This window comes from Arthrobacter sp. NPDC056886 (assembly GCF_042788715.1).
GTDB lineage: Bacteria > Actinomycetota > Actinomycetes > Actinomycetales > Micrococcaceae > Arthrobacter.
Genome location: NZ_JBHUBT010000009.1, coordinates 54,705 through 69,998, shown reverse-complemented (window position 1 = coordinate 69,998; position 15,294 = coordinate 54,705). Strand labels below are relative to the sequence as shown.

General features: G+C 68.1%; 10 protein-coding genes and 2 tRNA genes. 3 read left to right on the top strand and 9 right to left on the bottom strand.

All coding sequences use genetic code 11. The annotated features are described in order from the left end of the window. Positions 1-122: 122 nt before the first annotated feature. Positions 123-866, top strand: coding sequence for a FadR/GntR family transcriptional regulator (locus ACFRJ8_RS16130; protein ID WP_377987160.1), 744 nt, complete (start codon positions 123-125; stop codon positions 864-866). Between the two features lie 127 nt (positions 867-993). Here the strand turns inward: ACFRJ8_RS16130 and ACFRJ8_RS16125 are convergent. Then, positions 994-1,067 (bottom strand) — tRNA-Arg (locus ACFRJ8_RS16125). A gap of 275 nt (positions 1,068-1,342) precedes the next feature. On the opposite strand from ACFRJ8_RS16125, the gene ACFRJ8_RS16120 reads away from it, so the two are divergent. Beyond that, the gene (locus ACFRJ8_RS16120; protein ID WP_377987159.1) at positions 1,343-3,178 is read left to right on the top strand and encodes a phosphoenolpyruvate carboxykinase (GTP); all 1,836 of its coding nucleotides are present in this window, start codon (positions 1,343-1,345) and stop codon (positions 3,176-3,178) included. A 139-nt stretch (positions 3,179-3,317) separates the two neighbouring features. Here the strand turns inward: ACFRJ8_RS16120 and ACFRJ8_RS16115 are convergent, their stop codons facing one another. From ACFRJ8_RS16115 to ACFRJ8_RS16100, 4 genes are all read right to left on the bottom strand, one after another. Then, positions 3,318-4,478 carry a globin domain-containing protein gene (locus ACFRJ8_RS16115; protein WP_377987158.1) on the bottom strand — a complete coding sequence of 387 codons (1,161 nt, stop codon included), beginning with the start codon at positions 4,476-4,478 and terminating at the stop codon, positions 3,318-3,320. Between the two features lie 255 nt (positions 4,479-4,733). Further along, a complete protein-coding gene (locus ACFRJ8_RS16110; RefSeq protein WP_377987157.1) occupies positions 4,734-5,183 on the bottom strand; it encodes an RrF2 family transcriptional regulator in 450 nt (149 codons plus the stop codon). Positions 5,184-5,202: 19 nt separating this feature from the next. Further along, positions 5,203-5,688, bottom strand: a complete 486-nt coding sequence (locus ACFRJ8_RS16105) for a hypothetical protein (protein ID WP_377987156.1) — start codon at positions 5,686-5,688, stop codon at positions 5,203-5,205. A gap of 2 nt (positions 5,689-5,690) precedes the next feature. Further along, on the bottom strand, positions 5,691-7,109 hold the full coding sequence (locus ACFRJ8_RS16100) for a phosphomannomutase/phosphoglucomutase (protein WP_377987155.1): 1,419 nt from the start codon (positions 7,107-7,109) through the stop codon (positions 5,691-5,693). A 114-nt stretch (positions 7,110-7,223) separates the two neighbouring features. Here ACFRJ8_RS16100 and ACFRJ8_RS16095 point away from each other — a divergent pair, with 114 nt between their 5' ends. Further along, complete coding sequence (locus ACFRJ8_RS16095) at positions 7,224-9,404, top strand: RecQ family ATP-dependent DNA helicase (protein WP_377987154.1); 2,181 nt, start codon at positions 7,224-7,226, stop codon at positions 9,402-9,404. Here ACFRJ8_RS16095 and ACFRJ8_RS16090 read toward each other — a convergent pair. The 4 genes from ACFRJ8_RS16090 to ACFRJ8_RS16075 form a co-directional block, all read right to left on the bottom strand. After that, entirely contained in the window at positions 9,349-10,836 is a 1,488-nt protein-coding gene (locus tag ACFRJ8_RS16090) for an MFS transporter (RefSeq protein WP_377987153.1), read from the bottom strand. The genes ACFRJ8_RS16095 and ACFRJ8_RS16090 overlap by 56 nt on opposite strands. Positions 10,837-10,858: 22 nt before the next feature. Next, a complete protein-coding gene (locus ACFRJ8_RS16085; RefSeq protein ID WP_377987152.1) occupies positions 10,859-12,484 on the bottom strand; it encodes a phytoene desaturase family protein in 1,626 nt (541 codons plus the stop codon). 260 nt (positions 12,485-12,744) lie between these two features. Continuing rightward, positions 12,745-12,832 (bottom strand) — tRNA-Ser (locus ACFRJ8_RS16080). Positions 12,833-12,987: 155 nt separating this feature from the next. Next, positions 12,988-15,267, bottom strand: coding sequence for a prolyl oligopeptidase family protein (locus ACFRJ8_RS16075; RefSeq protein ID WP_377987151.1), 2,280 nt, complete (start codon positions 15,265-15,267; stop codon positions 12,988-12,990). Positions 15,268-15,294: the final 27 nt, after the last annotated feature.

The window sequence follows — 15,294 nt, the reverse complement described above, 5'->3', positions numbered from 1 at the left end:
ATCCGGGCGGGCGCCCCGGGCTCCGGCGATGCTGGGTCCCGGCGAAACATGCCTGCCGGAACGCTTTGCAGGAGGGGGGACGGTCGCTACTGTTGGGACCATACTTGGGGGAGGAGGCGGCCATGGCCGCACGCAACATGACAACAGGCACGGCCATGCCGCTGGCGAGGTTCAGTGCCCAGGCCCGGCTCCGGGCGCTGCAGTCGGACATCCTGGAGCTGATCCTGGAGCGTGACCTTGTTCCCGGGGACCCGTTGCCGACCGAGAACGAGCTCACTGCGTCACTCGGCGTCGGCCGCAACACCCTGCGGGAGTCCCTGAAGGCGCTCCAGGCCCTGGGCGTCATTGAGATCCGCCACGGTTTCGGCATGTTCGTGGCGCCAAACAATTTTGAGGCCCTGACCGACGGGCTCACCTTCCGGGCCAGGCTGTCCCTGCGCCACCACGGTGAGGAAGCCCTGCAGCTCGTGGAGGTCCGGCAAGCACTCGAATCCGGCCTAGTCGGCGCTGCCATGGACCGGATCAGCGCAGAGCAGTTGGCCGCCGTGGAGGAATCCGTGCACCAGATGCAAGAGCTGGCCGCTGCCGGGGAGCCGTTCATTGAGGCCGACGCGGAGTTCCACCGCAGGCTATTCGAGCCGCTGAACAACGATCTCTTGATCAGCCTGATGGATGTCTTCTGGAAGGTTTATCGCCGGATCCATCTCGAACTCGGAGGTCCGTACGCCGTCGACCTCGTGGCGACGGCTGCGCAGCACAGGGGGATCTATGAGGCTGTCGCCTCCGCGGACAAAGCCCTGGCAGCCGAACGGCTCAGCACCCATTTCGACGCCATCCGCGACATCATCGCCCAGACCACGGGCTGACCCCAGTCGCTGGGCAGCGGCGGGCCGCCGGCTGTGTACCTCTGGCTGCGTACTCTGCGAGTGCCGGGGGCTGCGCTTAAAGCAGAAGATCCGCTCCGGCGAACCGGAGCGGATCTTCTTTCTTCTGTGCGCCCAAAGGGATTCGAACCCCTGACCTTCTGTTCCGTAGACAGACGCTCTATCCAGCTGAGCTATGGGCGCATTCTCGGCTCTTGGAGAACTTCTCGCTCCCGAACCTCGAATTACTTTACGCGAGGCCGGGCCTAGTTACAAATCGAAGCGGGTGTAATTTGGCCGACTAGACCGGTCTATGTGACCTTAGTCACAAAACGAGTGCATTGCGGCTGACTATTTCCTTGAATTTCCGCGGTTTTTGATTTGTACCGGTCTAGTCATCCCATGTCCGGGACCGGAATGGACACCCTGCCGAGCCCTAGCATTTAGGCACACCACTGAACCCGAGGAAGGGAACCGTAATGGGAGATCTGGCGCGATTGCCGTTGCTTGAAAAAGCACCCACCACACATGCCGGGCTGCTGGCATGGGTAGAAGAGGTGGCTGAACTGACTCAGCCGGACCGGATCTACTGGGTTGACGGGTCGGATGCGGAAAACACGCGGCTCACTGACGAGCTCGTTGCCGCTGGCACCCTGACCCGGCTGAACGAGGACCTCTTCCCCAAGTCCTTCGCGGCGTTCTCGGATCCCGCCGACGTGGCCCGCGTCGAAGAGCAGACCTTCATCTGCTCCGAGAAGGAACACGACGCCGGCTTCACCAATAACTGGATGGCCCCGGCGCAGATGAAGGAAAAGCTGCGCGGCCTGTTCGCCGGCTCCATGCGCGGCCGCACCATGTACGTGATCCCCTTCGTGATGGGCCACCTCGACGCCGAGGACCCGAAGTTCGGCGTCGAAATCACCGACAGTGCCTACGTGGTCGCCTCCATGCGCATCATGGCCACCATCGGCACCAAGGTCCTGGACAAGATCACCGCGACCAACGCGTTCTTCGTCCCCGCGTTGCACTCCCTGGGCGCCCCGCTGGCCCCCGGCCAGGCTGATGTCCCGTGGCCCTGCAACCCGGATAAGTGGATTGTCCACTTCCCGGAGGAGCGTTCCATCTGGTCCTTCGGCTCCGGCTACGGTGGCAACGCCCTGCTGGGCAAGAAGTGTTACGCCCTTCGCATCGCCTCGGTAATGGCACGCGACGAAGGCTGGCTTGCCGAGCACATGCTCATCCTCAAGCTGACCTCGCCGGAGAAGAAGAACTACTACATCTCCGCCGCCTTCCCCTCGGCCTGCGGCAAGACCAACCTCGCCCTGCTGGATCCGACCATCGAGGGCTGGAAGGTCGAAACCCTCGGAGACGACATCACCTGGATGCGGTTCGGCAAGGAAGGCGAGCTCCGCGCCGTCAACCCTGAGGCCGGCCTGTTCGGCGTGGCTCCGGGCACCGGCTGGGGCACCAACCCCAACGCGATGCGCGCCATCGCCAAGGGCCACAGCATCTTCACCAACGTCGCCCTCACGGACGACGGGGGCGTGTGGTGGGAGGGTATGACCGAGGACGTGCCCGCGCACCTGACCGACTGGCAGGGTAACTCCTGGACCCCCGATTCGGACAAGCCCGCTGCCCACCCGAACTCCCGCTTCTGCACGCCGATCGACCAGATCGACATGCTGGCCGAGGAGTACTACAACCCGGACGGCGTGGAGCTTTCCGCGATCCTGTTCGGCGGCCGCCGCAAGACCACCATCCCGCTGGTCACCGAGGCGCGCAGCTGGTCCAACGGCATCTTCATGGGCTCGACGCTGTCCTCCGAGACCACTGCCGCGGCTGCCGGAGCCGTCGGCGTTGTCCGCCGGGATCCGATGGCGATGCTGCCCTTCATCGGCTACGACGCAGGCGATTACCTGAACCACTGGGTCAACCTGTCTGCCAAGGCCAACCCGGAGCGACTGCCCAAGATCTTCCTGGTCAACTGGTTCCGCCGCAATTCCGAGGGCGGCTTCGCGTGGCCCGGATTTGGTGACAACTCCCGTGTCCTGAAGTGGGCGATCGAACGCCTCGAGGGCAAGGCCGACGCCGTGGAGACCCCCATCGGGTTCGTCCCCACCGCCGACGCGATCGACCTCACCGGCCTGGACATGACCCCCGCCCAGGTTGAAGAGGCCGTCCGGGTTGATCCGGCCGAGTGGGCCACCGAGCTGGCCTCTATCGAGGATTGGTTCGCCAACTTCGGCAGTTCGCTCCCCGATGCACTGCAGGCCGAGCTGGAAGGGCTGAAGGCCCGCATGGCCGTCCAGCAGTAGATACAGGTCAGCAACAACGACGGCGGCCCCGCACTTTTCAAAGGTGCGGGGCCGCCGTTTCGCGTTGCGGCGTTCGATTGCTCCGCAACGGCCGTTTTGAGGGGCCAAAAGGGCCGTGGCGGAGCAATCGATGAGGTTCTTAGCCGGCGAGCCAGATGTCCGGGCCGAAGACCTCATAGTGGATTTTCGTGGCCGGGATGCCAGCGTTGATGGCCTCGCTGCGGATGTTCTTCATGAACGGCAGCGGACCGCACAGGTACAGCGACGCGTTGGCCGGGAGGTCCACCTCGCGCAGGGACATGAAACCTGCGTTGGAGCCGGCCTGCGGTTCTTCGAGCCAGAGTTGCAGGTCGGCGCCGCCGAGGCGTTCGACGTCGTCCGTCATTTGGGAGCGCAGCGCCCAGCTGTCCAGCGTGCTTTCCGCGTGCAGGACCAGGACCTGGCGGTCCGAGCCGGACTCGGCCAGGGAGCGCAGAATGGACGCCGTGGGCGTGCAGCCGATGCCAGCCGAGGCCAGGACCACGGGGCCGTCGCCGTCCTTGAGCGTGATCTCGCCGTAGGGGTTGGAGATTTCGAGGACGTCGCCCACCTGGACGCTGTTGTGCAGCACGGGGGAGACCTCGCCGCCGTCGTCGAGCTTGGTGGTGAAGCTGCGGCTGGTGCCGCCGTCGCCGGAGAGGGAGTACTGGCGGACCTGGCGCAGTCCGTCCGGGAGCGTGACCTTGACGCTGACGTACTGGCCGGGCAGCGCGGCGGTGATGGGGGTGTGGTCGGCCGGTTCGAGGGTGAAGGTCATGGAACCGGTGCCGGCCGGGGTCTTCGCGGCCACCTTCCAGGGTGTCCACATCTTGCCGTTGGCTTGGGCGGCGTAGAGGCCCTTCTCGAGCTTGATCAGGGCGTCGGCCATGAGCCAGTAGACCTCGGTCCAGGCTTCGGCGATTTCCGGGGTGATGACCTCGGCGAGGTCCTCGGCGATCGCGGCGAAGAGGTGTTCGTAGACCACCTGGTACTGCGGTTCGGTGATGCCGAGGGAGGCGTGGCGGTGGGCGATCCGGGACAGCACGGTCTCCGGCAGGGTGTCCGGGTTGTTCACTAGGTGGCTGGCGAAAGCGGCGATGCTTCCGGCCAGGGCCTGCTGCTGATTGCCAGAGCGCTGGTTGGAGCGGCTGAATAGGCCATCGAGCAGTTCGGGGTGGGCGGCGAAGAGGCGGGCGTAGAACTTGGGGGTGATGTCCCCGATGCGGGAACCGACCAGCGGCAGGGTGGCCTCGATGACGGGGAAGGATTTGTCCGAGAGCATACTGACTCCTGAGGTAGTGGCCCGGGGTCTTCAACCGGACCGCGATACAAATACTGTCATTAGAAATGCAAGTATTTATGCCTAAGTTCTACACGTGGTAGAAAAGTGGAGCAAATCGGCCGGTTGGGTTCGGTGGAGAGCGCGGGAGCCCGGCGGGTTTCGGACGAGGTCGAAGGGAACGCTGAGGAGCAGCCGAGCGCGATGGGGTCGGCTGGGTCGGCGGGGGAACAAGCGTCCGGGCCGACTATCCCGGGCCTAGAGCCCTGGGCGCAAGCCGATCGCCTCAAAGACGGGTGCCATCTGCCGCGGTGTCGGCAGCGCGGCGATCACGATCCCGTCGAGTTCGCGATAAAAGGCTTCGCGGGCCCGGGCGAGCCCGGCCCGGAGGCGGCACTCGGTGATGAGTGGGCACGTTCCGCCCGCGGCGATGCAGTCGGCCGGGTCCAGACGGGTGTCGAGTTGCCGCAGCAGCTGACCCACTGTGGCGGTCCGGCCGGCGATGCTCAGCCGGGAACCGCCGTTGCGGCCGCGTTCGACGTCGATCATGCCCAGGGCGCGCAGCCTCGCCATCGCCTTGCTGACATGGTTGTACGGCGTGCCGACGGCGTCGGCGATGCTCTGCGTGGTCAGGAGCCCGCCGTCCGGAACGGCGGCGAGCACCAGCAAAGCGCGCAGGCTCACATCGGCGAACGCATTGATTTTCATATCCCAGCCTAAGGGAGGTCTAGTCCACCCAAACGGCGGGCTCGTTGGTATCGGCGGCCAGCTGGCCGAACTCGAGTTCGTGCGTTCCTGCATTCGCGGCGTAGGGCAGGACCGCGGCGAACAGGGAGCCGTCCTGGTGCTCTGCGGCAACGTGGATGGCGTCCGAGTCTTCCTCGAGCAGCGTGATGTCACAGACGACGGCGGCGGCCCGGAACTCCTCCCGATGCTGCCGGAGCAGCTCGTGGAGGTCTCTGATCATAGCGTCCGCGTCGAAGTCTGCGTCCGATCCGTCGCTCGCATCCGCCGGGGTTACGGCAACCAGCCGGACTTCGCCGTCATTCTGGACCACCAGGGCGAAAGGCAGGAAGCCGCCGTTGCGCTCCAGCTGCTCCTGCGCGGCGCCGACCCCGGTGCCCAGCAGGTTCTCCAGATCCGTGGCGCTGGCGTCCGGCACGGACTCGCGCCAGGAGCCGGCGTTCGAGGATTCTTCCGGGTGTACGGCCACGGCTAGCCCCGGACCAGCGCCAGGACGCGGTCGCGGACGCGTTCCATGGTGGCAGTGTCCGTGGCTTCGACGTTGAGGCGCAGGAACGGCTCGGTGTTGGACGGGCGCAGGTTGAACCAGTAGCTGCCGTCGGCGGCGATAAACGTGCTGCCGTCGAGGTAGTCGACCTCGACGTCGTCGTCGTGGAAATCATTGCGGACCCGCTCCACTGCGGCGGTCTTGTCCTCAATTTCCGAGTTGATCTCGCCGGAGGACTGGTACGGCTCGTATTCGAGGCCGAGCTCGGAGAGCGGACCGTCCTGTTCGCCCAGGGCGGCCAGGACGTGCATGGCCGCCAGCATACCGGTGTCCGCATTCCAGAAGTCGCGGAAGTAGAAGTGGGCCGAGTGCTCCCCGCCGAAGATGGCTCCCTCTGCGGCCATCACGGCCTTGATGAAAGAGTGCCCCACGCGGGTGCGGACGGGACGGCCGCCGAGGCGCTCCACCAGCTCCGGGACCGCACGGGAGGTGAGCAGGTTGTGGATGACGGTGGGCGTGTCTTCGCCGAGGCCCTGGGCACGGGCGATCTCGCGGCGGGACACCATGCCGGTGATGGCCGACGGCGAGACGGGCTCGCCCTTTTCGTCAATCACGAAGCAGCGATCCGCGTCGCCGTCGAAGGCCAGACCGATGTCCGCGCCATGCTCGACGACGGCGGCCTGCAGGTCGCGCAGGTTTTCCGGCTCCAGCGGGTTGGCCGGGTGGTTCGGGAATGATCCGTCGAGCTCGAAGTACAGCGGCACGATCTCCAAAGGGAGCATGGGCAGCAGGGCATCGCCCAGCACGGCCGGGGTTGTGAGGCCGGCCATGCCGTTGCCGGCATCCACCACAACCTTCAGCGGCCGTGAACCGCGCAGGTCCACCAGGCTGCGCAGGTATTCCGCATAGCCCTTGAGGACGTCCTGCACGCCCACCAGGCCGCGGGTGCCGGCGGCGGGGATGGTGCCGGCGTTGAGGTATTCCTCGGCGCGGGCCTGGATTTCCATGAGTCCGGTTTCGGAGGAGATCGGCACGGCACCGGCCTTGGCCATCTTGATGCCGTTGTATTCGGCCGGGTTGTGGCTCGCGGTGAACGTGGCGCCGGCGGCGTTGAGGGCGCCGCACGCGTAGTAGAGCTCGTCGGTGGAGATCAGGTCAAGTAGCTGGACGTTGGCTCCGCGCGTGGCCGCGCCGTTGGCAAAGGCTTTGGCGAACTCGGGCGAGGAGGGCCGCATGTCCCCGCCCACCAGCACTGTCTGCCCCTCGAGTTCCAGGACGTCGACGAAGGCGGCACCGACGGCTTCAACGATCTCCGCGGTGATGGATTGCCCCACGATTCCGCGCACGTCATAGGCTTTGAACGAGGTCGAGAGGTCAAAAGTCTTTGTCTTGTCCGTAGTCACGCGTCCTATCTTACGTTGCGGCCCTGACGCCGCGGCCGGTGTCCACACCCTGGGATTGTGCACATAGCGGGCCCCGACTTCATGGCTGTCGGAGGGGGCTGGGATACTGAAGCAATGGCCAGTAACCAGAACGCCCTTTCCAGCACCGCCCTCGCCAACCCCACAGCCTCCACCCGGGAACAGGCCCAGACCGTGCTGCGCGAGCTCGTGGGCCACCCCGAGGCGCAGTTCCATGACGGCCAGTTCGAGGCCATTGAGGCCCTGGTCGACGGCGGCAGGCGGGCCCTGGTGGTGCAGCGCACCGGCTGGGGGAAGTCGGCCGTGTATTTCGTCGCCTCCCTGCTGCTGCGCCGCCGCGGCGCCGGCCCCACCCTGATTGTGTCCCCGCTGCTGGCGCTCATGCGCGACCAGGTCGCCGCCGCGGCGCGGGCCGGGGTGCGGGCGGTGGCCATCAACTCGGCGAACCAGTTGGAGTGGGACACCGTCCGCGAGCAGCTCGCCGCCGATGAAGTGGACGTCCTGTTGGTTTCGCCGGAACGCCTCACCAACCCGTCTTTCCGGGAGAACCAGCTCCCCGAGCTCGTGCGCCGGACCGGGCTGCTGGTCATTGACGAGGCCCACTGCATCTCGGACTGGGGCCACGACTTCCGCCCCGATTACCGGCGCATCGCGGATCTCATCACGCAGCTGCCGGACACCGTGCCGGTGCTCGCCACCACCGCCACGGCCAATTCCCGGGTGGTGCATGACATCGAGGAGCAGCTCGGCAAGGACGTGCTCACCATCCGGGGCGCCCTGGGCCGGGATTCGCTCCGCCTGGGGGTCCTGACCCTGCCCGATTCCCGTGAACGGCTGGGCTGGCTGCTGACCCACCTGCAGGATTTGCAGGGCAGCGGCATCATTTACACCCTGACCGTCTCGGCGGCTGAGGACACTGCCCGCCTCCTGGCCGAAGCGGGGCACGAGGTGCTCGCCTACACCGGCCGCACGGACCCCGCGGACCGGGAACGCGCCGAGCAGCTCCTGAAAGACAACCAGGTCAAGGCGCTCGTGGCCACGTCCGCGCTTGGCATGGGCTTCGACAAGCCGGACCTCGGCTTCGTGGTGCACCTTGGCGCACCGTCCTCGCCGGTGGCGTACTACCAGCAGGTGGGCCGCGCCGGGCGTGGCGCGGCGAACGCCGACGTCCTGCTGCTGCCCGGATCGGAGGACCGCGACATCTGGCAGTACTTTGCCACCGCGTCCATGCCGTCCGAGGAAAAAGCCGCCGCCGTCCTGACAGCCCTGGCCGAGGCCGGAACCGCGGTGTCCACGGTGGCGCTTGAGGCCCGGGTGGACCTGCGCCGCACCCCGCTGGAGCTGCTGTTGAAGGTCCTGGCCGTGGACGGCGCCGTCGAACGCGTCGGCGGCGGCTGGCGCTCCACGGGACAGCCGTGGAATTACGACGCCGAGCGGTACAGCCGAATCGCCGAGGCCCGGGTGGATGAGCAGGACTCGATGGTCATCTACCAGGACACTGCCGGCTGCCGGATGGAATACATCACCTCGGTGCTGGACGACGAAACTGCCCGCGCCTGCGGCCGCTGTGACAACTGCGCCGGCCGCTGGTTCCGGGCTGACATCGCCGAGGACGCCACGGAGGCTGCCGGGCAGACCCTCCGCCGGGCCGGCGTCGTGCTTGAACCGCGGCTGCAGTGGCCCAGCGGCATGGACCGCCTGGGCGTGCCGGTCAAGGGAAAGATCAAGCCGGATGAAGCACTCGCCGACGGCCGGGTGCTGGCGCGCCTGACAGACCTTGGCTGGGGCGGTGCCCTGCGCGAGGCGTTCGCCGCCGGTGCGCCGGACCGGGCCGTGGACCCTGGCATGCTGCAGGCATGCGTCCAGGTGCTCCGGGAATGGGGCACGGCAGATGCCCGGACCCCGGGCTGGAGCGGGGCCGGCCGGCCGGCCGCGATCATCAGCCTGCCCTCCCGCGGGAAGCCGCTGCTGGTGGACTCCCTGGCCCGCGGGATCTCCGAGATCGGCCGCATCCCGTATCTTGGCCAGCTGCAGCTCAACCACGGCGGACCTACCGGCGGCCGCGGCGGGAACAGCGCCTATAGGCTCGCCGGAGTCTGGGACCGCCTGGTGGTGGGCCCGGAGCTGGAGGAGGCCCTGGCGGGAATCCGTGGCCAGAGCGTCATGCTTGTGGACGACCTCGTGGACAGCCGCTGGACCCTGACCATCTCCGGGCGGGCCCTCAGGCTCGCGGGGGCCGGCGCCGTTCTGCCGTTGGTGCTGGGCCAGGCCGGCTGACCTCCGCGCCGGCGTGGCGGGGGAGGGCCAGGCTGTCCAGCGTGCTCAGCAGCATCAGGACCGTGATGGCCACGAACGCTGCCCGGTACGGCGCCGCCGGATCGCCTGTGGCGAGACCGGCCGCGACACCGGTGGCTCCTGCGGCCTGGCTGCTTGCCTCGAAGACCCGCAGCAGGAGCGCGCCGACAGCGATTCCTGCCGCGGTGGAGAGCTGCACGAGCGTGGCGGAGACGGCGTTGGCGGACGGCAGCTGGGCCGGGGCGACGTCGGCGTACTGGACGGATGCGTAGGCCGAGAATCCGATCGAGCGGAACGCTCCGCTGGCCACCAGCACGGCGACAATCAGCGGTTCCGGCGTGGCGGCGCTGAGCAGTGCGCATAGCGCAAATGTGGCCGCGGAGGCCAGCGACGCGAACACCAGAACGGGTTTGAAACCGAAGCGCCGGATCAGGGGCGTGGTGGCGGGCTTAATCCCGATGTTTCCCACGAACACGGCGGACACCATCGCCCCGGCGCGCAGCGGGTCCCAGCCGAAGCCGGCCTGGAACATCAGCGGCAGCAGGAACGGGACGGCGCTGATGGTCAGGCGGTACACAAATCCGCCCGTCGCCGTCGCGCGGAACGTCCGTGCGCCGAAGACGGACAAATTGAACAGCGGTGTGCTGGTCCGTCGCATCCAGGCCGCGGCGGCGGTCAGGAACAGCAGGCCCGCCACGATCCCCGCGGCTGCCAGCAGCCCGGCGTCCCGGCCGCCGATCAGTTCCAGACCGACCAGCAGGGAGCCCACCCCGAGCGTAGTCAGGGCCAGGCCGATCCAGTCGAGGCGCCGCGTGCTGTCGCCGCCCACTGCGGGGACCAGGCGCAGCGCGGCCAGGAACGCCGCCAGGCCCAGGGGGAGGTTGACCAGGAAGATCCAGTGCCAGGACAGGTACGTGGTGAGCGCTCCGCCCACGAGCGGGGCAAGGACCGGGGCAAGCAGACCAGGCCATACCAGGAAGGCGGTGGCCCGCAGCAGGTCCTTTTTCGGGGTTCCGCGAAGCACCACCAGCGTGCCCACGGGGACCATCATGGCGCCGCCGGCACCCTGCAGGACGCGGCTCAGGGTTAGCATGGTGAGGTCCTGGCTGAGCGCGCAGAGCAGCGACGCGGCCGTGAAGATCGCGATGGCGGGGCAGAAAACCCGGCGCGCACCGAGCCGCTCCGCGAGCCAGCTGCTGAGCGGGATGCCCATCGCCACCGTCATCAGGTACGCCGTCATGGTGATGTTGACGTCGGCGGCCGGCACGGAGAAATCCGCGGCGATGCTGGGTATGGCCGTGGTCAGGACGGTCCCGTCGAGGAATTCCATGAAGAACGTTGCGGCCACCAAGAGCGCCAGCCGCGGGCTCCAGCTGCCCCCGGCCGGGACGGCGCTGCGCGGGGAGGCCTTCATTCGCGTTTCTCCGAGTTCCGGTTCACCCATTGCGGCGGGGTGGTTCCGATTCCAGCACGGCCATGGCGGCGTTGTGACCGCCGATGGCACTGACGGCGCCGCCGCGGCGGGCGCCGGAGCCACAGAGCAGGATCTGCGGATCGTCCGTCGCGACGCCCCAGCGGCGCGCCGGGGTGTCCAGCGGTTCGCCGTCCTCCACAAACGGCCAGTCGAGGCCGCCGTGGAAAATGTTGCCCCGCGGCATGCCGACGGCGCGCTCAATGTCCAAGGTGGTCTTGGTTTCGATGCAGGGCTGCCCGTCCGGATCCGCCAGGAGCAGGTCCTCAATCGGCTCCGCCAGCACGGAGTTCAGCGAGGCCAGGACGGCCGCCTGCAGTTCGGCGCGGCGGTCCTCGTTGTTCTCGGCCGTGACCAGCCGGTCCGGGACGTGCAGGCCAAAGACGGTCAGCGTCTGGGCGCCGGCTGCCTGCAGTTCCGGGGACAGGATGCTGGGGTCCGTCAGCGAATGGCAGTAGATTTCGCACGGCAGCGGCGAGGGCACTGATCCGGCGGTGGCCGTGCCGTAGGCGGTGTCGAGCTGGGACCACGTCTCGTTGATGTGGAATGTCCCGCCGAAGGCGGCCTCCGGGCTGACGGACCCATCCAGCAGCCGGGGGAGCCGCTTGAGCAGCAGATTGACCTTGACCTGGGCGCCCTCGCGGCGATGGTTCGGGTTGCCGGCGGCGTCGGAAGTGGCGTCGGCGGCAGGCCGGCTGCGCAATCGGTCGAGGACGGCCGGCGCCACATTGGACAGCACCCACCGGGCGGAAGACGAGTGGTCTTGGCCATCGTGGCGGTAGTCCACGACGCCGCCGGGCCGGACCGCAGTGACGTCCGCGGAGGTCAGGATGGTCGCGCCGGCGTCGCGGGCGGCCCGCTCCAGCTCGCCGGACACCGCGCCCATGCCGCCGACCGGCACGTCCCAGTCGCCCGTCCCGCCGCCGATCAGGTGGTAGAGGAAGCAGATGTTTTGTTGCAGGTCCTCGTCGTCGGCCCGGGCGAAGGTCCCGATCAGCGCATCCGTCAGCACCACGCCGCGGACCAGATCGTTGCCCAGTTCCGTGCTGATGGCCTGCCCGATGGGATGTTCGATCATGGCCTCCCACGCCTCGGCGGCGCCGGCCCGGGCGGCGAGGGACCGCGCTTCGGACCGCGGAAGCAGCGGCGAGGTCATGGTGGGCCAGAGCGCCTCGGTGAGCTGCCGGCAGGCGGCGTAGAAAGCGGTGAAGGCCTGGAATTCGCCGTCGGGCGCCCCGACTGCCGCGAAGGACGCCGCGGTGGCGGCCTCGTCCCCGTTGTCCACCAGCAGGGCCCGGCTGCCGTCCGCGGGGTCCGGGGTGTAGGAGGAATAGCGCCGCCGCGCCAGCGTGATGCGCAGGCCGAGGTCCTTGATGATCTGCTGGGGCAGGAGGCTGACGAGGTACGAGTAGCGCGAGAGGCGGGCGTCGACGCCGTCGAACGCGTGCGCGGATACCGCGGCGCCGCCGGGGTGCTCCAGCTTTTCGAGGACCAGGACCTCACGCCCGGCCTTGGCCAGATACGCGGCCGCGGCCAGGCCGTTGTGGCCGCCGCCGACGATGATGGCGTCAAATTCCTTGTTGCTCGACATGGGCCTATCCTGCCATCCGGATCCGCCGGCGGGCGCGAGGCGTCCGGCCACCGGACGGGAGCCGGGCTGGCTGCCGGCCGGTGCCGGTGCCAGCGGCGTCGCAGCGCCTCTCAAGCGTCTCCCGGGCAGATCAGGGCGGATGAACGACGCCGGTCCGCCCTGATCTGCCCGGGAGCAGGCTCGGCGCGGGCGAGGCCAGGCTCCGGAGCCGGAGTGCCCGGGAACGCAAAAGGCCCCGGTCCAAGGACCGGGGCCAAACGCGGAGACGGGGGGATTTGAACCCCCGGTGGAGTTGTGCCCCACACTTCATTAGCAGTGAAGCCCATTCGGCCGCTCTGGCACGTCTCCAATTGCTATTAACTAGCCAACCAAGGATACGCAGAAGGTGCCACGCAGTGCAAAACGGCCCGCCCGGGACTTCGCGGGGTCACTCCCGGCCCATGACGGGCGCCGGATCGGCGCGCCGTGACCCCGTGTTGCGTGCCGCTTCCGGGGCTTCTGGATCAGGCCTCCCGGCCGGCCAGGGCACGCCACAGGAAATGCTGGCTGCGGCTCTGCAGGGCAGCAGCCTGCCGGTTGTCTGAGGCACCCGCGTGGCCGCCCTCGAGGGCTTCGTGGAACCAGACATTGGGGATGCCCATGGCCTGCATGCGGGCCGCCATCTTCCGTGCCTGGACCGGGCCTACCCGGTCATCCGAGGTGGCCGTCCAGATAAAGGTCTCCGGGTAGTCCACGCCGTCTTTGAGCAGGTGGTACGGGGAGAACGTCCTCAGGAATTCCCACTGCTCCGGGACATCGGGGTCACCGTATTCGCCGATCCAGGAATAGCCGGCCGACAGTTTGGTGTACCGGCGCATGTCCAGGAGCGGGACCCCGCAGGACACGGCGCCGAACAGGTCCGGGTACTGGGTGAGCATGTTGCCCACCAACAGTCCGCCGTTGGAGCCGCCCACGCAGCCGAGCCGCTCTCGGGACGTGACACCGCGGGAGATCAGGTCCTTCGCCACGGCGGCGAAGTCCTCGTAGGCGCGGTGGCGGTTGTCCTGCAGCGCGGCGCGGTGCCAGGCCGGCCCGTATTCGCCGCCGCCGCGGATGTTCGCCACCACGTAGACGCCGCCGCGGCGGTGGGGGGCCTCACCCTCGGCGCCGCTGGACTCCGCGGTCCGCCGCTGCAGCCAGGCCCGGCCGATCGCGCCGCTGTACGCAGGAGTCCGCGAAATCTCGAAGCCGCCGTAGCCGGACAGCTGGGTGGGGTTCTGGCCGTCCAGTACCAGGTCCTTGGCGGCAACCTGGAAGTACGGCACCTTCGTCCCGTCGCTGGAGACGGCGAAGTGCTGCTGGACTTCATAGTCGGCCTCGTTGAAGAACGACGGCGAGGTCCGGATCACCTCGTGCGTGCTAGTTACGGAGCGGCCGTCGCGTGCGAGGGTCCCGCGGGTCAGGGTGGTGGGCGTCGTGAAGCCGGTGGCCACGAGCCAGAAGTCGTTCCCTGCTCCCGGGGCCTCGCCCTCGGCCACTGAGGCGGCGACGCCGGTGCCGTCGTCGTCCGAGCCTTCGGCGTCGTCTTCGTCATCCACCGCGAAGGCATTGACGTCGTGCAGGGGCGGGCAGGCGTCCAGCATGGTGGCCTCCCACGCGGCGTCCGTCCCCGGGCGCCGCGGATCCAGGACGTGGATTTCCGAGGAAACATCCCGGAGCAGATTCAGCAGCAGGAAGTCCCGCGTCCAGCTCCAGGACTGCAGTGAGGTGTGCGGATCGGGCGTGAAGAGCACGGCGAGGTCCCGGGAGCCGGCGAGGAAGTCCTCGAAGCCGGCCGCGAGCAGGGAACCCGCCGGGTGCGTGGTGCCATTGACCGTCCAGTCACGCTGCGGGCGGAATAGGAGCCACTCGCGGTGCGAGCTCAGGTTCACGTCTGCGGGCACGTCAATCTGTACCCACCCGCCGTTACGCAGCACGGAGGTGTTCTTTTCAAAGAAGCTGATCCAGTCGACGGCGAATGTGCGTTCGAAGCCCGGAGTGGAGTCATGGGCCACGATCGCCATCATGTGGTCCTCGGGAATCTCGAAAATCTGCTCGGCCTGCGCCAGGGAAGCGCCCCGGTGCAGCTTCACGCCGGTCCGGGCATAGGACGAGGTGGTCCGTGGCAGGTCCTGGGCGGTGGTGGCGACGAGCAGGGTGTCCCCGTCCAGCCAGGAGGCGTTGCCCTTGCCGGTCGGGAGGTCGAAGCCGCCGTCGGCCGGGTCCACGAAGCCGCGGGCCTCGACGTCGAACTCCCGGTGGCGGTTCGCGTCCCCGCCGTCGGGCGAGAAGGCCAGCAGGGCCCGCCGGTGCGGTTCACCCGGGGCCGGACGGAGGAAGTTGGCGCCGTGGAAGACCCAGTCCTGGCCCTCGGCAGCGGCGAGGGCGTCGACGTCCAGCAGGACATCCCACGCGGGAGTCCCTGCCCGGTAGCTGTCCCAGCTGGTTCGCCGCCACAGGCCCTTGGGGTTGTCCCGGTCCTTCCAAAAGTTGTAATACCACTCGCCGTGCTTGCCCACCATGGGGATCCGGTCGGTGGAGTCGAGGACCTCCAGGATGCTGCCTTCCAGGGCGGCGTATTCGGCATCCTCGAGGAGCTCTTCGGTGCGGGCATTCTGCTCACGGACCCACGCCAGCTGCTCCTGGCCGTAGATGTCCTCCAGCCAGATGTTCTCGTCGACGGGTTCGGGGGATGTTCCTGCCGCCGGGAGGGCGCCGCTGGCTTGGCCGGACGCGGATGGGTGATCAGCTTCTGTGGTGGTCATTTGTCAATCCAAGAACATCGGTGCGGC

Bases quoted from the DNA above. Each gene is read 5' to 3' on its own strand.
- ACFRJ8_RS16095 (WP_377987154.1), top strand. From the start codon at position 7,224: ATGGCCAGTAACCAGAACGCCCTTTCCAGCACCGCCCTCGCCAACCCC.
- ACFRJ8_RS16130 (WP_377987160.1), top strand. From the start codon at position 123: ATGGCCGCACGCAACATGACAACAGGCACGGCCATGCCGCTGGCGAGG.
- ACFRJ8_RS16120 (WP_377987159.1), top strand. From the start codon at position 1,343: ATGGGAGATCTGGCGCGATTGCCGTTGCTTGAAAAAGCACCCACCACA.
- ACFRJ8_RS16090 (WP_377987153.1), bottom strand. From the start codon at position 10,836: ATGAAGGCCTCCCCGCGCAGCGCCGTCCCGGCCGGGGGCAGCTGGAGC.
- ACFRJ8_RS16075 (WP_377987151.1), bottom strand. From the start codon at position 15,267: ATGACCACCACAGAAGCTGATCACCCATCCGCGTCCGGCCAAGCCAGC.
- ACFRJ8_RS16110 (WP_377987157.1), bottom strand. From the start codon at position 5,183: ATGAAAATCAATGCGTTCGCCGATGTGAGCCTGCGCGCTTTGCTGGTG.
- ACFRJ8_RS16085 (WP_377987152.1), bottom strand. From the start codon at position 12,484: ATGTCGAGCAACAAGGAATTTGACGCCATCATCGTCGGCGGCGGCCAC.
- ACFRJ8_RS16115 (WP_377987158.1), bottom strand. From the start codon at position 4,478: ATGCTCTCGGACAAATCCTTCCCCGTCATCGAGGCCACCCTGCCGCTG.